Genomic DNA, 18711 nt, shown 5'->3' with positions numbered 1-18711 from the left:
CATGCCGGCATTTCGTTTCGAAGCGATCGACGCGTCGGGACGTGCGCAAAAGGGCGTCGTCGAAGCCGACAGCGCGCGCAATGCGCGCGGACAACTGCGCACGCAAGGGCTGACTCCGCTCGTCGTCGAGCCGGCCGCGAGCCGCTCGCGCGGCGAGCGCAGCCAGCGCCTCGCGCTCGGGCGCAAGCTGTCGCAGCGCGAGCAGGCAATTCTCACGCGTCAGCTCGCGAGCCTGCTCGTCGCCGGGTTGCCGCTCGACGAAGCGCTTGCTGTGCTGACCGAGCAGGCCGAGCGCGACTACATTCGCGAATTGATGGCCGCGATCCGCGCCGAGGTGCTCGGCGGCCATTCGCTCGCGAACGCGCTCGCCGAGCATCCGCGCGATTTTCCGGAGATTTACCGTGCGCTTGTCGCGGCCGGCGAGCATACCGGCAAGCTCGGCATCGTGCTGTCGCGGCTTGCCGATTACATCGAACAGAGCAACGCGTTGCGGCAGAAAATCCTGCTCGCATTCACGTATCCGGCGATCGTCACGCTGATCGCGCTTGGCATCGTCACGTTCTTGTTGAGCTACGTGGTGCCGCAGGTCGTCAACGTATTCGCGAGTACGAAGCAGCAATTGCCGATACTGACGATCGTGATGATGGCGCTGTCCGATTTCGTTCGGCATTGGTGGTGGGCGATCCTGCTCGCGATCGCGGCCGTTGTCTACCTGGTGCGCACGACGCTGTCGCGCGACGGGCCGCGCCTCGCGTTCGACCGGTGGCTGTTGACCGCTCCGCTTGCCGGCAAGCTGGTGCGCGGCTACAACACGGTGCGCTTCGCGAGCACGCTGGGCATTCTGAGCGCCGCCGGCGTGCCGATTCTGCGCGCGCTGCAGGCCGCGGGCGAAACGCTGTCGAACCGCGCGATGCGCGGCAACATCGACGACGCGATCGTGCGCGTGCGCGAAGGCTCCGCGCTGTCGCGCGCGCTCAACAACGTGAAGACGTTCCCGCCGGTGCTGGTGCATTTGATCCGTTCGGGCGAGGCGACCGGCGACGTGACGACGATGCTCGATCGCGCGGCCGAAGGCGAATCGCGCGAGCTGGAACGCCGGACGATGTTCTTGACGAGCTTGCTCGAACCGCTGTTGATTCTGGCGATGGGCGGCATCGTGCTCGTGATCGTGCTGGCGGTGATGCTGCCGATCATCGAGTTGAACAACATGGTGCAGTGAGGCAACGCAGGCTGTGCGGCTTGGCCGGTGTGCTGAGTTCAAGTTTCGAGCACGGCGGCCGATGCGGAGGTGGCCGGTTGCGCGGCTCGAGGCGATGCGGATGCGAATGCGGAGTGCGGCGGCTTGAAGCGCGCGGCAAGTTGCGCGAGGCGGCTGGGGCAGTCGGCCCGCAATGGCGTGGCGCGGTTGGATGCGGCAGCCGCGCGAAACGACGCAACGAGCCGGGTTCGAGCGAGGCGACAGCGCGCGGCAACCGTGCCTGTCATGCGGTCGAACGGCCCGGCGTCGCGGGTTGCGCGTCAGTGGATGTCAATCAGCGGACGTGAATCAGCGGACGTAAATCGCGGGCGACGGCGTGTTGGTCGGCAGGAAGATTTCGGAGCGTGCGCCGTTGCGCTCGACGATGATCGAACGGTCGCGCACTTCGGCGAGCTTCGCGCCCTGCGCGATCTCGTTGCCGAGCGACACCGCGTGCGGCGCGTCGCCGCCGACGCCGACAATCGCCGACGCGCCGCGCCGCAGCGCGAGAATGCCGAACAGATGGATGTCCTGTATCGGATTGCGGGTGAGCTGTCCGCCGAACAGCGCTGCGGCGTCTTCCGTGCGCACCGGCGCGCGGGCGGCGGCAGCAGGCAGCGGAGCCTGATGCGCGGACAGCGTGATGACCCAATAAGTGGCCGTCGCGCAAAGTGCCGCGAACAGGGCGAGGGAAAGGAGCCGGATCGATAGCGCGTTCATGCGCGCTATTGTACGGAGGATTATGAAATTTGCGTTGAGTGGAAGCCCGAAGTGAGCCACGCCTTACAATGCGGCTTCACGCGGGCGGGCGTATGCGGCATGTGCCGCATACGTCGGAAGGCGGTCCCTTCCTTGGGGCATCGTCCGCTCATCGCACTTTTTTGAATGGAAAGGAAGGCACTCATGCAAATGTGGATTACCCGCCGCTCGCAGGCAGCCCGCCGTCAGCGCGGCTTCACGCTGATCGAAATCATGGTGGTGGTGGCGATTCTCGGCATTCTGGCGGCGCTGATCGTGCCGAAGATCATGAGCCGCCCGGACGAGGCGCGCCGGATTGCCGCCAAGCAGGACATCGGCACCATCATGCAGGCGCTCAAGCTGTATCGCCTCGACAACGGCCGCTATCCGACGCAGGACCAGGGTTTGAACGCGCTGATCCAAAAGCCGACGACCGATCCGATCCCGAATAACTGGAAGGACGGCGGCTATCTCGAGCGTTTGCCGAACGATCCGTGGGGCAATGCTTACAAGTATCTGAACCCCGGCGTGCACGGCGAGATCGACGTGTTCAGCTACGGCGCCGACGGCAAGGAAGGCGGCGAAGGCAACGATACCGACATCGGCTCGTGGCAGTAAGCCGCTGACGCCCTGCCCGCCCGACGCGCGATCTTTCCGATGTACGCACGACCCGGCATGTGTTCCGCTTGCGTCCCACAGCGTGGCGCGGGCGCGTGTGAGCGCCCCGCCCGTCCGGCCGCCGGATTTGGCGCGCGGGCGGCGTTCGCGCAGCGCGGCTTCACGCTGCTCGAGATGCTGGTGGTGCTCGTGATCGCAGGCATCCTCGTCGGCGCCGCGTCGATCACGATGCGGCGCAACCCGCGTACCGATCTGCGCGAGGAGGCGCAGCGCATCGCGATGCTGTTCGAGACGGCCGGCGACGAGGCGCAGGTGCGCGCGCGGCCGATTGCATGGCGTCCGACCGATCATGGCTTCGTGTTCGACGTGCGCATCGGCGACGGCTGGCGCGTGCTGCGCGACGATCTTTTGCGCGCGCGCGATTGGGACGGCGGCGTGACGGGCGCGGCGATCGATTATCCGGGCTCGGATACCCATCCCGACCGGGTTGTGTTCGGCACCGAAAGCGTCGATATGCCGGTGCGCGTGACGCTTTACTCGGCGGTCGGCAGCGTGACGATCGTCGGCACCGGCAATGGCCGCTACGAGGTGCGCTGACGATGCGTCCGCCCGTCCCCCCCGTTTTGCGCGCGCGGGCGCGTGCCGGTGACGCGCGCTGCGGCGCAGCCGCGCGCGGCCGCGCGCATTCCCGGCCCCGGCGTTTCGCGCCACGCGGCTTCACGATGATCGAAGTGCTCGTCGCGCTCGCGATCATCGCGGTTGCGCTGGCGGCGTCGATTCGCGCGGTGGGCTCGATGGCGACGAGCGAAACCGATCTGCACGCGCGCCTGCTTGCCGGCTGGAGCGCCGACAACGCGCTCGGGCAGCTCAGGCTCGCGCACGCGTGGCCCGAGATCGGCACGCAGACTTTCGATTGCTCGCAAGGCAACGTCGCGCTTACCTGTACGCAGCGTGTGAGCGCGACGCCGAATCCGGTCTTCCGGCGCGTCGAGATCGCGGTGTCGATGAACGGCCGCGTTGGCGTGCTGGCGCAAATGGTTACGGTGGTCGCGAATGAAACCAATCGTTCGCTTTAAACGCCGCGCTTGCCCGGACGGCCGCCCGCGGCAGGTTCGCGACCGGGGCCGCGCTCGGCCTGCCTGCTTCGCCGCCGGGTTTGGCGCGCGGGCGCCGTCCGCGCAGCGCGGCTTCACGCTGATCGAGATGATGATCGCGATCACGATTCTCGCGGTGATCGCAATCCTGTCATGGCGCGGGCTCGATCAGATCATTCGCGGCCGCGAGAAGGTGTCGGCGGCGATGGAGGACGAGCGCGTGTTCGCGCAGATGTTCGACCAGATGCGCATCGACGCGCGCCTTGCCGCGACCGACGACGAAGCGGGCCAGCCCGCCGTGCGCGTATCGGGCGATACGTTGCAGATCGTGCGCGCGCTCGATGCGCCGGGCGTTGCGCCGCGGCTCGTGGTTGTGCGCTACCGGATTTCCGGCGGCCGCGTCGTGCGCTACGCGTCGCCGCCGATCGTCGATGCCGACACGTTGCGCCGCACGCTGCAAGGCGGCGACACCGAGGGCTGGAGCGCGGTGCCGCTGATGCGCGGAGTCGGCATGATCAATGCGCGCCTTTATGTACCGAAAGTCGGCTGGACGACCAGCATGCCCGATGCAGACAGCGCGCTCGCGCAGAACAACGATGCGATCAAGGTGCCGCAGCTCGGCAACGCTCCGCCGCCGCGCGCGGTGACGGGGCTTGAAGTCAGCATCGGCGCAACGTCGCTGCATGTGCCGATCACGCGCGTTTTTCTGGTCGGGGAGTAGCGGCATGCGCGCATTTGCCCTCGTCGTGCGTCTGACTGCGCGCCGCTACGCGGCAGCGCCGGTATGCCGGCCCGCTCGCGTCCGCGAGCGTGGAGTCGCGATCATCAGCGCGTTGCTCGTCGTCGCGCTGTCGGCGATCCTCGTCTCCGGGATGCTGTGGCGCCAGCAGGTGCAGGTGCGCCGGATCGAGAACCAGCGGCTGCTTGCGCAGGCGCAGTGGATCGCGCGCGGCGCGCTCGACTGGACCCGGATGGTGCTGCGCTCCGAAGGCGATACGGCGCCGGGCGTCACGTATCTCGGCGGTATCTGGGCCGCGCCGATTGCGAAGACGAAGCTGTCGGATTTTCTCGGCAAGATCGGCGTGACCGACGCGACCGATACTTCCGATACCTATTTGTCCGGCTCGATCGAGGATGCGCAGGCGAAGTTCAATTTGCGCAATCTGGTGTCGGCGGCCACGCCGGGCGCGCTGCAATTGAATGCGTCGCAGGTGCAGACGTTCCAGCGGCTGTTGACGAGCCTCGGCCTCGACCAGCAGCTTGCCAAGATCATCGCGCGGCGCGTGCGTGCGGGGCTCAAGCAATCGGCCACGCGTTTCCAGACCGCCACGCTGCCCGGCGCCGCGAATGCGCCCGAGCCGATGCCCGATAGCGGCGGCGGCAGCAATTTCACCGATGATCCGGGCCTCGCGGGCGGCGACGGCCGCGGCCCCACGCCGCTCGTGATGACGAGCATCGATTCGTTGCTCGACGTCGAAGGCGTGACGCCCGAGATGGTCGAGCGCCTGCGCCCGTTCGTCACGGTGCTGCCGACGACGACACCGGTGAACCTGAATACCGCGCCGGCCGAGGTGGTCGCGGCGCTTGTGCCGGGGATGTCGGTGTCGTCGGCACAAGCGCTCGTGTCGCGGCGCGAGACGGTGTTTTTCCGCAACGTCGGCGAAGTGCAGCTTGCGTTGCGCGGCGCGGGCGCACCGAACGTGAACGTCGATTCGACGCAGATCGACGTGAATTCCAGCTATTTCCTCGTGCATGGCCGTATCGAGCACGATCGCGCGACAATCGATCGCACGTCGCTCGTGTATCGTGATCCGACCACGCATACGACGCGCATCGTGCGCATTCGTGACCAGTTATAACAACGCCATTCTCTGGAGATGAGCCCTTGAGCACGTTGATTGTCCTATTGCCGCCGCGCGAGCCGGCCGTGCCGTTGCAGGAATGGCAATGGCCGGAGCTGCCGTTTGCGCTCGTCGACAAGAGTGGTCACGCGCAGCGCGCGGGCCGCGCGTCGCTCGCGTTGCTGCCGCAGGCGGCGACGACGGTGCTCGTCGTCGCCGCGCGCGATTTGCTGTTGCTCGAGCAGACGGTGCCGCCGTTGAAGGGGCCGAAGCTCAAGCAGGCGCTGCCGAACATTATCGAGGATCAGTTGATCCAGGACCCGCAGGGCTGCCATATCGCGGTCGATCCGACGGCGGCAGCCGACGGGCGGCGCGTGCTCGCGGTGATCGATCGCGCGTGGTTCCGGTTCATCGTCGATGCGTTTACGGCGGCGGGCCATCGCCATTTGCGCGCGGTGCCTGCGACCCGCTGCGTGCCGCAGCAGCAGCGTGCGGCGGCGCGCGCCGAAGCCGATGCCGTGCAAGGCGCGCCACGCGAGCATGCCGCCGCGGCAGTCGCGCACGACGCTGCGCTCGGCACCGCCGCCGGCGCGGCGGGCTCGGCGCTCGCGCCGCCCAGCGTGGACAACACCGTATCCGGCGAACCCATGCTGGACGCGCAATTGCACGAACCGATCGTCGCGCTCGTGCTCGGGCTGGCCACGACAGCGAGCGCGCCGTCGCTCGCCGAGGAATCGGCCGATGCCGCGCCGCTGACGGCCGCCGCGCCGCGCGTCGAGCTGGCGCTTGCGCGCGGCGCGCTCGGCGAAGGCTTCGCCGCGCCGCTGCCCGCCGTGGCCGCGACGCTCGAAGCGCTTGCGAACGGCACGCCGCTCGAACTGTACGAACTCGGCGAGCCGGGCGCGGAGCCGCAGCTCGCGTCGGCGCGCCCGCTCGACGACAAGCGGCTCGTGCCGGGCGCCGCGATCTGGCCGTTCGACGCATTCGCGCGCCGCGCGCTCGACGAGCGCTTCGATCTGTGCCAGTTCGAATTCGAATTCGCGCCGTGGCGCTTCGACCGCGCGACGCTCACGCGCCTACGCGTTCCGATCGCGCTCGCGGCCGCCTCGCTCGTGGTCGCGGTGATCGGTGTGAACGCGCATTGGTGGAAGCTCGCGCGCGAGCGCGACGCGCTGTCCGCGCAGATCACCGAGACGCTTCTGACGGCATTCCCGAAGACGACCACCGTGCTCGATCCGGCCGCGCAGATGACGCGCCAGCTCGACCAGCTGCGCATTGCGGCGGGCGAGCTGTCGCCGAACGATTTTCTGTCGCTCGCGAGCGGCCTCGCCCGTTCGCTCGGCCCGTTGCCGCCGAACGGCATCGCGTCGCTCGATTATCACGATCGCCGGCTCGACGTGGGCTTCAAGCCCGAAACGAAGGTCGATCCGGATTTCGGCCCGCGTCTGTCACGCAACGGCCTGACGGGCGAAATCGACAGCAGCACGGGTAAATGGACGATTCGGAGCCGGTCATGAAAACGGAGTGGAACGAGGCGCTGAGCCAGTTTTGGGATGCCCGCACCACGCGCGAGAAGCAGTTGCTCGGCTGGGGCGGCGCGGTGCTCGCGATCGCGATCGCCTATTCGGTGCTGTGGTCGCCCGCGCAGGAAGGCCGCGCGCGCATTCAGCGCGAGTTGCCGACGATGCGTCACGAACTCGCGCAGATGAACGCGCAGGCCAACGAGGCGCGCACGCTCGCCGCCGCCGCGCAAGGGGTCGCGCCGACCGGCCTCGCGCTGAAGGACGCGCTCGCGTCGTCGCTGTCCGACCACGGTCTCGCGGTCGCGGGGCCGCCGCAACTCGTCGGCAGCGGCGTGCAGATCCAGCTCAAGAACGCATCGTTTCCCTTGTGGACGCAGTGGCTCGACGACGTGCGCCATCAGTTCAAGGCGCAAGTTGTCGAAGCGCACGCCACGGCGTTGAAGGACGACGGCCAAGTGGATCTGACGGCCGTGCTACAGCCGGCGTCGACGAAGTGAGTACCGTCATGTCCTGGGCCGTTCATGATGCCGGTACGCGGGGATGCGCGCGCCGATGACCGTTGCCATGCGTATTCGCCGCCTGTTGCCGTGGGCGCTCGTCGGCGGCTTGTCGATTCTCGTTGTGCTTATCGCGCTGTTGCCCGCCGCGTGGGTAACGCCGCAGTTCGCGAAGGCGACGGGCGGCCATGTCAATCTCGTCGATCCGGACGGCTCGCTCTGGCAAGGCTCGGCGACGCTGCTGCTCGCGCCCGGCACGGATCGCAGCGCGTCGACGCTGCTGCCGGGGCGCATCGAATGGCGCACCGGGTTTTGGCCGCTTTTCACGGGACGCGTGCGGATGCGGCTGCGCCACACCGATGCGATGCCCGACACTGTCGTGCTCGATGCGACGCCGCGTGGCGCAGTGTTGTCGGCGGGCACGATGGCTGTGCCGGCGTCGCTGCTCGCGGGCCTCGGCACGCCGTTCAACACGCTCGACTTGCAAGGCGACGTGCGGCTCGATTGGACCGATTGGCGGCTCATCGGCAACGACGCATTCGGCCAGCTCGCCGTGACGATCACCGACATGAGTTCGCGCCTGTCACGCGTGAAGCCGCTCGGATCGTACCGCGCCGTGCTGCAGGCGGGTGGCGCGAATTCGACGCTCGATCTGTCGACGGTGAAGGGGCCGCTGATGATGTCGGGACAAGGGAATTTCGGCACGGCCGGCGCGTCGTTTCGCGGCACCGCGAGCGCGACGCCCGAGCAGCGCGACAATCTCGCGGGCCTGCTGAACCTGCTCGGCCGGCCGATTGGCGACGGCTCGGTGTCGCTCGTCTATGGGGACGGCGCGCGCTGAGCGCGGCGGCGGAGCCGCGCCGTTCGGGTGGGCGCAAGCGGCGGGTCGAGTCGTGCCGGCCGCCCGTGCCGCACGGTCACGGACAAAGCCGAACCGGCGGCGTCAGCGTTGTGCGACGGCAGGCGCGTTCGCTTGCGTCGCGGCCTGCGGAGCGGCCGATGTCGCGCGCGTGTTCGCCGGCGCAGCCGGCGCCGATCCTGGCGCTGGCGTGCGTGCCGCCTCGCCGGCGATTTGCGAGACGTCCCAGCCGCCGCCGAGCGCTTTCACGAGCCCGACCGACGACACCATCCGCTGCCCGGTGATCGTCGTGAGCTTCTGCCGCGCGCTGAACGCGGTCGTCTGCGCGGTCAACACGTTCAAATAGCCGACCGTGCCCGCCTTGTATTGATTGAGCGCGATATCGAGCGCGTGCTGAGCGGAGTCGACCGCTTGTCGCTGCACGCCGATCTCCTGCTCGAGGATGCGTTGCGACGCGAGGTTGTCCTCGACATCCAGGAACGCGGACAGCACGGCGGCCCGGTAAGCGGCGACGTCCTGATCGTAGGTCGCGCGCGCGGCGTCGGTCTGCGCGGCGCGCAAGCCTGCGTCGAACAGCGTCGCGGCGAGTTGCGGCCCGACCGACCAGAAGCGCGCCGGCAGCGTGAAAAGCTGCGACCACACAGAGCTTTGAAAGCCGCCCGACGCCGACAGCGTAAGCGTCGGAAAGAACGCGGCGATCGCGACGCCGATCTGCTCGTTCGCCGCGGCCGCGCGCCGCTCGGCGGCGGCAATGTCGGGCCGCCGCTCGAGGATTGCCGACGGCACGTCGATCGGCATGGCCGGCGGCTCGGCGGCGAGCGGCCGCGGCGGCAGCGAAAACGTCGACGCGGGCTCGCCGATGAGCGTCGCGATCGCGTGCTCGTATTGCGCGCGCGCAATACCGTTATCGATCGCGCTCGCTTGCGCCGACTGCAATTGCGTTTGCGCCTGGATCACGTCCGAGCGCGCGGCCACGCCTTGCGCGTACTGGTTTTCCGTCAATTGCAGCGATTTCTGATATGACGCGACGGTATCGTCCAGCAGCTTCTGCGTCGCATCGGCGGTGCGCAATTGGAAGTAGGTTTGCGCAAGCGTGGCCTGAGCGGACAGCCGCGCGTTCGCGAGATCGGCTGCTGCTGCTGCTTCGCTTGCCTTCTGCGCGCTGACGGTGCGGCTCACCTTGCCCCACAGGTCCGGTTCCCACGATGCGTCGAGGCCGACGTTGTAGTTATTGCCGACGGTGCTGCGCGCGGCCGAGTTCGTCGTTGCCGCGCTGCCCGCACGTGAGCCGCTTGCCGTTACGCCGAGCGTCGGGAAATACGACGCGCGCGCTTGCGCGACGAGCGCGCGCGCCTGGCGGTACGCCGCCGCATATTGCGCAACCGTTTGATTCGATGCGTTGAGCTTGTCGACCAACGCGTCGAGTTGAGGATCGCCGTAGATCGTCCACCACGGGCCGCGGTCTGCGCGATCGGCCGGCTGCGCCACCTTCCAGCCGGGCGGCGCCTCCTTGTACGCGGCGGGGATCGTGGCGGCGGGACGCTGATAATCAGGCCCGAGCGCGCAGCCGGCGCTGAGCATGGCCGTCGCGGCGGCGACGGCCATGCTCAGCGCGCGGCGCGCACATGGGCGGGGGACATGCGGCATGCTTTGGATTCCTGTCGAGGCTGCCGCCCTGGGCGGGCAAGCGGGCGACGCGGCCTGCGGCTTGCGATTCGAATAAACAGGCCGTGACGCCGGCGGCGTGGCCAAATGGTAACTGACCGATGCGCAACTGCGCAGCCGCTAGGGTAAAGCGGGTGCGCCGCGGGATGTGTTACCGGCTCAAGGGGACGGATTACCGCGCGTTACGGATGTAAACGCGAATGTAAAACGCGCCGCGCGCCTGCCGCCCGGCTTACGGGCAGCGCACCGGCTGATGATGCGCGGCGGGCAGACAAAGCTGCGCCGAAGGCTCGCGGGTGGATGCCGCCGGCGCGCTGCCGCGGGCCGTGTGCTGCCGGCGATGGTCGAACCATGCAAACCCGAGCGCCGCGAGCGAGCCGCCGGGCACGATCAGCATCGCCACGTAGAGCGCGATCTTCCAGCCGCGATGCGGGCTGCAAAGCGTGTGGCGAGCGGTATCGGTCAGGTTGCGGCGCAATGTGCGCGCGGCTCGTTTCAGGGGCGGCATGGCGGTCAATCCTCGGTACGCACGCCGAAACGCGGGTGCGTGAGCAAACGGTCAGAACATCGTCTCGGGCAGCGCATCGCGCGTAACTCATTGCCTGAAATAATATTGACTAAGCAATCAATATTCAAGATACTGGCGGCGTCTTTCCTTGGAATGCACTGTTGCAGCAAACGCTATCAACGCAGGCGTCCCGGCGAGCATGAGCGGCCTCTACGACCCAGAACACATCGAGCTTGAATCGAACGTCGGCTTTTATCTGACGAAGGCGCGGCAGTTGCTGATCGAGCGGCTGGATCGCGCGCTTGGCCCGCTCGAGCTGACCGCGCAGCAGATCGGCGTGATTCTGTTGCTAGCGCGCGGTTATGCGCGCACGCCGTTCGAGCTGTCGCGCAAGCTGTCGTATGACAGCGGCTCGATGACGCGGATGCTCGACCGGCTCGAACGCAAGGGCTTCATCGCGCGTGCGCGCAGCGAATCGGACCGCCGTGTGATCGAGCTTGCGTTGACCGAGCGCGGCGCGCAAGCCGCGCAGGCATTGCCGGGCGCGATCGCAGCCACGCTGAATGCGCAGCTCGAGGGTTTTACGGCAGACGAACTCGAACTTCTGACGGCCCTGCTGCAGCGCTTCATCGCGAACGGATCGGTTGAGGCCGATTCGTGCGGTAACGCGCTCGAGACTGCCGGCGCGCAGGCGCTTGGCGGTTGACGGGCCGGGTTGCGCCGGAAAAGATACAGGATCGTGGTGGGCTGGTCGGATATTTATCTGTCTGAGCAGAAGCTGACAAGTCACTTACTTATTGATTGAAATAATCGACCGAAGCATGGTCGATGTGCAGGACGCCGGGGCAATTGAAACCCGTTAGGAGGCCAGCATGGCGACGGTTCCCGTCACCCCTTCCACTGCCGAGCCCGCGCCGTTTTCGGGCGCCGCGCTCGTGCTTTTGACCGCCGGGCTCGCCTTTGGCACGTTCATGGAGGTGCTCGACACGTCGATCGCAAACGTCGCGGTGCCGACGATCTCGGGCAGCCTCGGTGTCGCAACGAGCGAAGGCACGTGGGTAATTTCGTCGTATTCGGTCGCCTCCGCGATCGCGGTGCCGTTGACCGGCTGGCTCGCGCGGCGCGTCGGCGAGGTGCGGCTCTTCACGCTGTCGGTGCTGGCATTTACGATCGCCTCGGCGCTGTGCGGCTTCGCCGAGAATTTCGAATCGCTGATTGCATTCCGGCTGCTGCAGGGCCTGGTGTCCGGCCCGATGGTGCCGTTGTCGCAGACCATCCTGATGCGCAGTTATCCGAGCGCGAAGCGCGGGCTCGCGCTCGGCTTATGGGCGATGACGGTGGTTGTCGCGCCGATCTTCGGTCCGGTGATGGGCGGCTGGATCACCGACAACTACACGTGGCCGTGGATCTTCTACATCAACCTGCCGATCGGCTTGTTCTCGGCCGCGTGCGCGTATTTCCTGCTTCGCGGCCGCGAAACGAAGACGAGCAAGCAGCGCATCGACGGGATCGGGCTGACCTTTCTCGTGCTCGGCGTCGGGAGCCTGCAGATGATGCTTGATCTCGGCAAGGACCGCGACTGGTTCAACTCGACGTTCATCACGACGCTCGCGCTGATTGCCGTGATTTCGCTCGCGTTCATGATCGTTTGGGAGGTGACCGAAAAGGAGCCCGTCGTCGATCTGTCGCTGTTCAAGGACCGCAACTTCGCGCTCGGCGTGCTGATCATCGCGTTCGGCTTCATGACGTTCTTCGGCATCGTCGTGATCTTCCCGCTGTGGCTGCAGACCGTGATGGGCTACACGGCCGGGCTCGCCGGCCTGGCCACGGCGCCCGTCGGGGTGCTCGCGCTGGTGCTCTCGCCGATCATCGGCCGCAACATCCAGCGGCTCGACGCGCGGATAATCGCGTGCTTCGCGTTCGTCGTGTTCGCGGGCGTGTCGTATTGGAACGCGACGTTTACGCTCGACGTGTCGTTCGGCCAGGTGATCATGCCGCGGCTTGTCCAGGGGATCGGCGTCGCGTGCTTCTTCGTGCCGATGACGACGATCACGCTGTCGAGCATTCCCGACGAGCGGCTCGCGAGCGCGTCGGGGTTGTCGAATTTTCTGCGCACGCTGTCTGGCGCGATCGGCACGGCGATCAGCACGACGTTTTGGGAAAACGACGCGATTTATCACCACGCGAGGCTGTCGGAGGCGGTGAGTGTCTATGCGCAGAACACGCAGGCGTATCAGGATGCGCTCGCGCAGCTCGGTATCGCCGGCCAGGTGTCGTCGGCGCAGATCAACCAGATCGTCACGCAGCAGGGCTATATGATGGCGACGAACGATTTCTTTTTTCTGTCGACGCTTGCGTTCGTCGCGCTGGCCGCGCTCGTCTGGGTGACCAAGCCGAAAAAGGGCGCGGGCGTGGCGATGGGGCATTGACGCGGCGCGCCGGCGCGGGCGGCCGCTGTGTAGCGCGCACCGCACCGCGCACCGCGCATCTCAACGCGGATGCATGCGCAAGCCGCCGAACGCGAGATCGTCGCCCGGATCGATGGGCAGCGTCTCGCGCGCGACGTCCAGCCATGCGCGCGCCGCGTGCGACAAGTAGCCTTTCTTCAGCCAGCCGATCGCGATCGCCCAGGTGATTTCCGGCTCGACGATCGGCCGGCACGTGAACTGCGCGGCGTCGAGCCGACGGCAGTATGGTGCGGGCAGCAGCGCGATGCCGACGCCCGCCTGCACGAGTGCGGCCATGAAATCCCAATGCCCGCTGCGGCTCACGACCTGCGGTGCGAAGCCGGCCTGCCGGCATGCGTCGAGCACGGCGTCGTGCAGCGCGAGACTTTCCGCGTAGAACACGAACGGCTCGCCTGCCAGATCGGCGAGCGGCACTGTCGCGGCGGCGTCCCAGCGGGCGCCGCGGCGCGCGACGAGCCATAGCGGCGCGCGCACCATCGGCAGCACGTCGAACACGGCCGGATCGACTGGCTCAAGCACCCCGCCCAGCTCCAGCTCACCCGACACGAGCGCGGCTTCGATCATCCGCGCGCCTTGCTCGAACAGCTTCAGCTCGATCTTCGGATAGCGTTCGCGGAACTCGGCGATTGCCGGTGTGAACAGCGTGCCGCCCAGCGGCGGAATGCCGATCGTCAGCTCGCCGCGCCCAAGCGTGCCCAGGTCGTTCAGCTCGGCCTGCAGCTGCGCATGCGCGGCGAGCACGTCCTGGCCGCGCTGGAACACGATGCGGCCGGCATCGGTCAGCACCATCTGGCGGCCGTCGCGCAGCAGCAGCGGCGAGCCGATCTCGTCTTCGAGCGATTTCACCATCTTGCTGATCGTCGGTTGGGTGACGTGCATCTGCTCGGCCGCAACCGTGAAACTCTGCTGTCTGACCACCTCGATGAAATAACGCAGCGCGCGCAGCTCCATCGATATCTCCTTCGGCGAACGGGCCGTCACGAGTCACGAGTTCGATAAGGAATTCGGCAAAGAATTCCGAAATGGAATGATTTTTATAAGATCAAGTCATTTTATTTATGGCTGCGTGAATCCTATACTGACTCCGTTTGGTAATGCAAGGGATCAGGAGGACGTCATGACGAAACGCCCGGCCGCGACAGCGCCGCGCGCAGCGGGCCTGCAACGCACGGCGCGCATCGTGCTGCAGACCGTCGCGCTCGCTGCGTTGTGGGCTGCGACTGACTGGGCCGTCCGCAAGCTCGGCGTGCCCGTGCCGTCAGGCGTGGTCGGGCTCGCGGTGCTGCTCGTCCTGCTGCTGTCGGGCGGTATCGCGCCCGGCTGGGTGAAGGACGGCGCGAACTGGCTGCTGTCCGACATGCTGCTGTTCTTTATCCCGGCGACTGTCGCGGCGGTCCAATATGGCGGGTTGTTTCGCGACGACGGCTGGCGGCTGGCGCTCGTCGTCGTCGCGGGCACGGTGTTCGTGATGGGCTCGGTTGCTGTCGCGGTCGATATCGCGGCGGGCTTCGAGCGGCGGCTCGCGCTTTCGCGCACGCGGGCCGAACGCCGCCGCGCGCGCTCGTGCGCGGGGTGCTGAGCGCCCTGCCCGTTGTCCGGCGCTCCATTTCATTCGACGACATCATGACGACACCCGCCTGCGCGCTGCTCGCCGAGCCCGCGAACACGGCGATTTCCGCCGGTTGCTTCGTGCTGACGGTCGCGCTTTATTTCGCCTCGAAGCGCCTTTATGCGTATCGCAAGACCTTGTTTTTCTCACCGCTCGTGTTCGTGCCGGCGTTGCTCGTTGCGTTCGTCGCGCTGACGGGCATTCCCTACGCGGTCTATTTGCGCGATACGCGCTGGCTGATGTGGCTGCTCGGCCCGGCGACGATCGCATTCGCCGTGCCGATCTACGAATACCGCGAGCTGATGCGGCGGCACTGGTTGTCGCTGTCGGTCGGCGTCGTGGTGGGCATTGTTGCCGCGGTGTGCGGCTCGCTGCTGCTCGCGAAGGCGCTGCATCTGTCGCCCGAGTTGCAGCGCAGCCTCGTCACGCGTTCGATATCGACGCCGTTCGCGCTTGCGGTGTCCGACCGGATTCACGCGCCGCGCGATCTGAGCGCGCTTTTCGTGATCGCCACCGGCATTTGCGGGATGCTCGTCGGCGAGCTGGTGCTCGCGCTCATGCCGCTGCGCTCCAGGCTCGCGCGCGGTGCGTTGTTCGGCGCGGCCGCCCATGCGGTCGGCACGGCGAAGGCGCGCGAGATCGGCAGCGAGGAAGGCGTCGTGTCGAGCCTCACGATGATGATCGCGGGCGTCGCGATGGTGCTGATCGCGCCATTGCTGACGTACTTGCCGATCTGAGCCGAGCCCGTCACGCCGGCCACGTCCGCCCCACCCGGTCACTCGGTCACCTGACCACCTGACCACCTGACCACCTGACCACCTGACCACCTGACCACCTGACCACCCGGCCACCCGGCCACCCGGCCACCCGGCCACCCGCCGTTTCGGCTGTGCGCGTTGGCGAACGCCGCGGCCGTCCTCTCGCCGGACAAACGGCCGAGATAACCGCAAATCCCCCTTCTATTCCGCCCATCGCGCCGGCCGCCGATGCCGAACAATGCAGGCTACCTAAAGTCTTCCCGCATGCCATGGCTATCACGACCGCAAACCTGTCCGCCGACAAACCGGCTTCGTCCGGCAAGCTCAAGCGAGTGGCGCTGCTCATGCTGATCGGATTCGGCGCGGCGGCGGTGGCCGCGGCCGGCACGTATTTCGTGCTGATGGACGGCGGCGTGCGCCACGACAGGCCCGGCGCGCCCGCGCCGCTTGCCGTGCCGGTCTTTTTCGCGCTCGAGCCGCTCACCGTGAACCTGCAGTCGGACGACGGCATCCAGCATTATCTGCGCGTCGGTTTGTCGCTGAAGCTCACCGATCCGAAGGCGCAGGAGCACCTGAGCCGGCACATGCCCGAGCTGCGCAGCCGGATCCTGCTCGCGTTGTCGAACAAGCGTCCGGACGAGCTTGCGACGCTCGCCGGCAAACGCGCGCTCGCCGACGAGCTGAAGACCGTGATCGAGCAGCCGACCCAGCCGGGTAACCAGAGCGTGCACGTCGACGACGTGCTGTTCACCGAATTCGTCGTCCAGTAACGCCGCGGGCGAAGGAGCGCGTATGGGCCACGAAGAGTTCATGTCCCAGGATGAAGTCGATGCACTCTTGAAGGGCGTGACGGGCGAGGACGAATCGGCCGACGAGCCCGCGGACACGTCGGGCATCCGTCCGTACAACATCGCGACGCAGGAGCGGATCGTGCGCGGCCGGATGCCCGGCCTCGAAATCATCAACGATCGATTCGCGCGCCTTTTGCGCATCGGCATCTTCAATTTCATGCGGCGCACCGCGGAGATCTCGGTGAGCCAGGTGAAAGTGCAAAAGTACAGCGAATTCACCCGCAACCTGCCGATTCCGACCAACCTGAACCTCGTGCACGTGAAGCCGCTGCGCGGCACGTCGCTGTTCGTGTTCGATCCGAACCTGGTGTTCTTCGTCGTCGACAACCTGTTCGGCGGCGACGGGCGTTTTCACACGCGCGTCGAGGGCCGCGATTTCACGGCAACCGAGCAGCGAATCATCGGCAAGCTGCTGAATCTCGTGTTCGAGCACTACACGAGCGCGTGGAAGAGCGTGCGGCCGCTGCAGTTCGAATTCGTGCGCTCGGAGATGCATACGCAGTTCGCGAACGTCGCGACGCCCAACGAGATCGTGATCGTCACGCAGTTCTCGATCGAATTCGGGCCGACGGGCGGCACGCTGCACATCTGCATGCCGTACTCGATGATCGAGCCGATCCGCGACGTGCTTTCGTCGCCGATCCAGGGCGAGGCGCTGGAGGTGGACCGCCGCTGGGTGCGCGTGCTGTCGCAGCAGGTGCAGGCGGCTGAGGTCGAGCTGAGCGCGGATCTCGCCGAGATTCCGACGACCTTCGAGCAGATTCTCAACCTGCGTGCGGGCGACGTGCTGCCGCTCGACATCGCGGACACGATCACCGCGAGAGTGGACGGCGTGCCGGTGATGGAGTGCGGGTACGGCATTTTCAATGGCCAATACGCGCTGCGCGTGCAGAAGATGATCGGCGCGAGCGATACGATGAAGGAAGGTGGATATGACTGAGCTGAACTCCACGCCCGAGGCGGGCGGCGCGGACGACGACGCGTTCGCGCCGCCCGCGGCGACAGCGGGCGGCGAGCCGGTGGCGGATGCGCCGCAAGAGGACGCCGGCATGGATGACTGGGCGGCTGCGCTCGCCGAGCAGAACCAGCAGCCGATCGGGGCCGGTGCGACCGGCGCGGGCGTGTTCCGGCCGCTGTCGAAGGCGGGCGCGGCGCCGACGCACAACGATATCGATCTGATTCTCGATATTCCGGTCAAGATGACGGTCGAACTCGGCCGCACGAAGATTGCGATTCGCAACCTGCTGCAGCTTGCACAGGGCTCGGTCGTCGAACTGGACGGGCTCGCTGGCGAGCCGATGGATGTGCTGGTCAACGGCTGCCTGATCGCGCAGGGCGAGGTGGTGGTGGTCAACGACAAGTTCGGGATTCGGCTCACCGATATCATCACGCCATCCGAACGCATCCGGAAGCTCAATCGGTGAAACCGGGCGCCGGGCTGCGATGGCGCGGCGGAAAGCGCCGGAACATGGCTGCGTTTGCCGCCGTGAGCGCCGTTGCACCCTGTGCGGCGCAACGGCGGCGGGCAGTATTGCACGGCGGCACGCACGCATGGGCCGACGGTGCACGCATTCGGCGCGCGTCGTTCGCGAGGCGTTGCGCTCGCGCGGCTGCGCGCGTTGCGGCACGCATATTCGGCATATTCGGCATATTCGGCGCGACCGTACCGCGCGCATTTGCCGCCGGTCCCGACGCGGTGAATCATGCATCGCCGTTCGCTTCGAGCGTCGTCGCGGGTTCGGCTGCGCCGTCGCTTGGCGTCGGCGCGGTGCTGCAAACGCTCGTTGCGCTCGCGCTGGTGATCGGCGCCGTGTTCGGCTGCGCGTGGCTCGCGCGCCGCTTCGGCTTTCAGCCGGCACGCGGTGGCGACGCTGCGTTGAAGATCGTCGCGAGCGTCGCGGTTGGCGGCAAGGAGCGCGTGACGATCGTCGCGATCGGCGATACGTCGCTCGTGCTGGGTGTCGCGCCGGGCAACGTGCGGCTTTTGCATGCGTTGTCCGCGCCGGCAGTGGGCCCGGCGGGCGTCGCGCAGCCGGCGAACCTGGCTGGCGCGGCAATTGGCGGCGTGGCGGCCGGTGGAGCGGCTGATCGCACGGTGGATGCTGCCGGCATGTCTTCGTTCGGCGCGGCCTCGTGCGTTGAATCGGCCGATTCGGATGGAAGTGCCGGAAGCGCCGTCAGCCCGGCATCCGTCTCCCCGCACTGCCCTCCCCTTGCCGGCGCATCCGGCCAGCGTTTTCGCGACGCGCTGCTGCAGGTTGCCGAGAAGCGTTTCCGGATGGGCGGCGGGAGCCGCTGAAGATGATGTATTTACCGCATACGCAATTCCTTTTGCCCATGGCGCTTCCTTTGCGAAGCGAACGCCAGCGCCGGCGCGCTTGGCGTCGCCGGGCGCATGCCGGGGCCGACCATTCCCGGCGTTCATCCGGTTTACTGCTTTCTTTG

Annotated in this window: 21 protein-coding genes; 17 read left to right on the top strand and 4 right to left on the bottom strand. The window is 67.2% G+C overall.

Going from position 1 to position 18711, the window contains the following annotated elements; all coding sequences use genetic code 11:
• Position 1: 1 nt before the first annotated feature.
• On the top strand, positions 2–1219 hold the full coding sequence (gene gspF, locus WS68_RS14305; protein ID WP_059571440.1) for a type II secretion system inner membrane protein GspF: 1218 nt from the start codon (positions 2–4) through the stop codon (positions 1217–1219).
• Between the two features lie 327 nt (positions 1220–1546).
• On the opposite strand, the gene WS68_RS14295 is transcribed toward gspF, so the two are convergent.
• Positions 1547–1957: a hypothetical protein gene (locus WS68_RS14295; RefSeq protein ID WP_059571438.1), complete on the bottom strand. Its 411-nt coding sequence runs from the start codon at positions 1955–1957 to the stop codon at positions 1547–1549.
• A gap of 183 nt (positions 1958–2140) precedes the next feature.
• Between WS68_RS14295 and gspG the strand changes: the two genes are divergently transcribed.
• Genes gspG through WS68_RS14255 form a run of 8 tightly spaced genes read left to right on the top strand, consistent with a single transcriptional unit; the run spans position 2141 to position 8389 of the window.
• Entirely contained in the window at positions 2141–2593 is a 453-nt protein-coding gene (gene gspG / locus WS68_RS14290) for a type II secretion system major pseudopilin GspG (RefSeq protein WP_059517071.1), read from the top strand.
• 30 nt (positions 2594–2623) lie between these two features.
• Positions 2624–3190 (top strand): GspH/FimT family pseudopilin, encoded by a 567-nt coding sequence (locus tag WS68_RS14285; RefSeq protein ID WP_059571437.1) that lies wholly within the window; start codon positions 2624–2626, stop codon positions 3188–3190.
• Complete coding sequence (gene gspI, locus WS68_RS14280) at positions 3187–3669, top strand: type II secretion system minor pseudopilin GspI (protein WP_197419615.1); 483 nt, start codon at positions 3187–3189, stop codon at positions 3667–3669. The genes WS68_RS14285 and gspI overlap by 4 nt, the downstream gene beginning before the upstream one ends.
• Positions 3647–4408 carry a PulJ/GspJ family protein gene (locus WS68_RS14275; RefSeq protein WP_059571436.1) on the top strand — a complete coding sequence of 254 codons (762 nt, stop codon included), beginning with the start codon at positions 3647–3649 and terminating at the stop codon, positions 4406–4408. The genes gspI and WS68_RS14275 overlap by 23 nt, the downstream gene beginning before the upstream one ends.
• A 4-nt stretch (positions 4409–4412) precedes the next feature.
• Positions 4413–5546, top strand: coding sequence for a type II secretion system minor pseudopilin GspK (gene gspK / locus WS68_RS14270; RefSeq protein ID WP_082710042.1), 1134 nt, complete (start codon positions 4413–4415; stop codon positions 5544–5546).
• Positions 5547–5572: 26 nt separating this feature from the next.
• Positions 5573–7045 (top strand): type II secretion system protein GspL, encoded by a 1473-nt coding sequence (gspL, locus tag WS68_RS14265; protein WP_059571435.1) that lies wholly within the window; start codon positions 5573–5575, stop codon positions 7043–7045.
• On the top strand, positions 7042–7548 hold the full coding sequence (gspM, locus tag WS68_RS14260; RefSeq protein ID WP_059571570.1) for a type II secretion system protein GspM: 507 nt from the start codon (positions 7042–7044) through the stop codon (positions 7546–7548). Before gspL ends, gspM begins: the two co-directional genes overlap by 4 nt.
• A 43-nt stretch (positions 7549–7591) precedes the next feature.
• Positions 7592–8389 carry a type II secretion system protein N gene (locus WS68_RS14255; RefSeq protein ID WP_082710041.1) on the top strand — a complete coding sequence of 266 codons (798 nt, stop codon included), beginning with the start codon at positions 7592–7594 and terminating at the stop codon, positions 8387–8389.
• 102 nt (positions 8390–8491) lie between these two features.
• Here WS68_RS14255 and WS68_RS14250 read toward each other — a convergent pair whose 3' ends face one another.
• Positions 8492–10054, bottom strand: a complete 1563-nt coding sequence (locus tag WS68_RS14250) for an efflux transporter outer membrane subunit (RefSeq protein ID WP_059571434.1) — start codon at positions 10052–10054, stop codon at positions 8492–8494.
• A 250-nt stretch (positions 10055–10304) separates the two neighbouring features.
• Positions 10305–10580 (bottom strand): hypothetical protein, encoded by a 276-nt coding sequence (locus tag WS68_RS14245; protein WP_059571433.1) that lies wholly within the window; start codon positions 10578–10580, stop codon positions 10305–10307.
• Between the two features lie 199 nt (positions 10581–10779).
• Here WS68_RS14245 and WS68_RS14240 point away from each other — a divergent pair, with 199 nt between their 5' ends.
• Both WS68_RS14240 and WS68_RS14235 read left to right on the top strand, forming a co-directional pair.
• Positions 10780–11286 carry a MarR family winged helix-turn-helix transcriptional regulator gene (locus tag WS68_RS14240; RefSeq protein ID WP_059571432.1) on the top strand — a complete coding sequence of 169 codons (507 nt, stop codon included), beginning with the start codon at positions 10780–10782 and terminating at the stop codon, positions 11284–11286.
• A gap of 166 nt (positions 11287–11452) precedes the next feature.
• Positions 11453–13009: a DHA2 family efflux MFS transporter permease subunit gene (locus WS68_RS14235; protein WP_059571431.1), complete on the top strand. Its 1557-nt coding sequence runs from the start codon at positions 11453–11455 to the stop codon at positions 13007–13009.
• 60 nt (positions 13010–13069) lie between these two features.
• On the opposite strand, the gene WS68_RS14230 is transcribed toward WS68_RS14235, so the two are convergent.
• The gene (locus WS68_RS14230; protein WP_059571430.1) at positions 13070–13999 is read right to left on the bottom strand and encodes a LysR family transcriptional regulator; all 930 of its coding nucleotides are present in this window, start codon (positions 13997–13999) and stop codon (positions 13070–13072) included.
• 166 nt (positions 14000–14165) lie between these two features.
• On the opposite strand from WS68_RS14230, the gene WS68_RS14225 reads away from it, so the two are divergent.
• From WS68_RS14225 to fliO, 6 genes are all read left to right on the top strand, one after another.
• Entirely contained in the window at positions 14166–14627 is a 462-nt protein-coding gene (locus tag WS68_RS14225) for a CidA/LrgA family protein (RefSeq protein WP_059571429.1), read from the top strand.
• A 44-nt stretch (positions 14628–14671) separates the two neighbouring features.
• Positions 14672–15394: an LrgB family protein gene (locus tag WS68_RS14220; protein ID WP_059571568.1), complete on the top strand. Its 723-nt coding sequence runs from the start codon at positions 14672–14674 to the stop codon at positions 15392–15394.
• 290 nt (positions 15395–15684) lie between these two features.
• The gene (gene fliL / locus WS68_RS14215) at positions 15685–16185 is read left to right on the top strand and encodes a flagellar basal body-associated protein FliL (protein WP_059571428.1); all 501 of its coding nucleotides are present in this window, start codon (positions 15685–15687) and stop codon (positions 16183–16185) included.
• A 22-nt stretch (positions 16186–16207) separates the two neighbouring features.
• Positions 16208–17206, top strand: coding sequence for a flagellar motor switch protein FliM (gene fliM / locus WS68_RS14210; protein WP_059571427.1), 999 nt, complete (start codon positions 16208–16210; stop codon positions 17204–17206).
• Entirely contained in the window at positions 17199–17690 is a 492-nt protein-coding gene (gene fliN, locus WS68_RS14205) for a flagellar motor switch protein FliN (protein ID WP_059571426.1), read from the top strand. The genes fliM and fliN overlap by 8 nt, the downstream gene beginning before the upstream one ends.
• Positions 17691–17797: 107 nt before the next feature.
• The gene (gene fliO, locus WS68_RS29370; protein WP_442857168.1) at positions 17798–18565 is read left to right on the top strand and encodes a flagellar biosynthetic protein FliO; all 768 of its coding nucleotides are present in this window, start codon (positions 17798–17800) and stop codon (positions 18563–18565) included.
• Positions 18566–18711: the final 146 nt, after the last annotated feature.

This window comes from Burkholderia sp. TSV86, from assembly GCF_001522865.1.
Lineage (GTDB): Bacteria > Pseudomonadota > Gammaproteobacteria > Burkholderiales > Burkholderiaceae > Burkholderia.
Note: the sequence above shows the minus strand (reverse complement) of the source record. Positions and strands in the feature narration are given on the sequence as shown.

Bases quoted from the DNA above. Each gene is read 5' to 3' on its own strand.
- WS68_RS14255 (WP_082710041.1), top strand. From the start codon at position 7,592: ATGCGCGCGCCGATGACCGTTGCCATGCGTATTCGCCGCCTGTTGCCG.
- gspG (WP_059517071.1), top strand. From the start codon at position 2,141: ATGCAAATGTGGATTACCCGCCGCTCGCAGGCAGCCCGCCGTCAGCGC.
- WS68_RS14235 (WP_059571431.1), top strand. From the start codon at position 11,453: ATGGCGACGGTTCCCGTCACCCCTTCCACTGCCGAGCCCGCGCCGTTT.
- fliM (WP_059571427.1), top strand. From the start codon at position 16,208: ATGGGCCACGAAGAGTTCATGTCCCAGGATGAAGTCGATGCACTCTTG.
- WS68_RS14250 (WP_059571434.1), bottom strand. From the start codon at position 10,054: ATGCCGCATGTCCCCCGCCCATGTGCGCGCCGCGCGCTGAGCATGGCC.
- gspF (WP_059571440.1), top strand. From the start codon at position 2: ATGCCGGCATTTCGTTTCGAAGCGATCGACGCGTCGGGACGTGCGCAA.
- gspM (WP_059571570.1), top strand. From the start codon at position 7,042: ATGAAAACGGAGTGGAACGAGGCGCTGAGCCAGTTTTGGGATGCCCGC.
- WS68_RS14220 (WP_059571568.1), top strand. From the start codon at position 14,672: ATGACGACACCCGCCTGCGCGCTGCTCGCCGAGCCCGCGAACACGGCG.
- WS68_RS14225 (WP_059571429.1), top strand. From the start codon at position 14,166: ATGACGAAACGCCCGGCCGCGACAGCGCCGCGCGCAGCGGGCCTGCAA.
- WS68_RS14230 (WP_059571430.1), bottom strand. From the start codon at position 13,999: ATGGAGCTGCGCGCGCTGCGTTATTTCATCGAGGTGGTCAGACAGCAG.
- fliN (WP_059571426.1), top strand. From the start codon at position 17,199: ATGACTGAGCTGAACTCCACGCCCGAGGCGGGCGGCGCGGACGACGAC.
- gspK (WP_082710042.1), top strand. From the start codon at position 4,413: ATGCGCGCATTTGCCCTCGTCGTGCGTCTGACTGCGCGCCGCTACGCG.
- WS68_RS14295 (WP_059571438.1), bottom strand. From the start codon at position 1,957: ATGAACGCGCTATCGATCCGGCTCCTTTCCCTCGCCCTGTTCGCGGCA.
- WS68_RS14240 (WP_059571432.1), top strand. From the start codon at position 10,780: ATGAGCGGCCTCTACGACCCAGAACACATCGAGCTTGAATCGAACGTC.
- WS68_RS14275 (WP_059571436.1), top strand. From the start codon at position 3,647: ATGAAACCAATCGTTCGCTTTAAACGCCGCGCTTGCCCGGACGGCCGC.
- WS68_RS14245 (WP_059571433.1), bottom strand. From the start codon at position 10,580: ATGCCGCCCCTGAAACGAGCCGCGCGCACATTGCGCCGCAACCTGACC.
- fliL (WP_059571428.1), top strand. From the start codon at position 15,685: ATGGCTATCACGACCGCAAACCTGTCCGCCGACAAACCGGCTTCGTCC.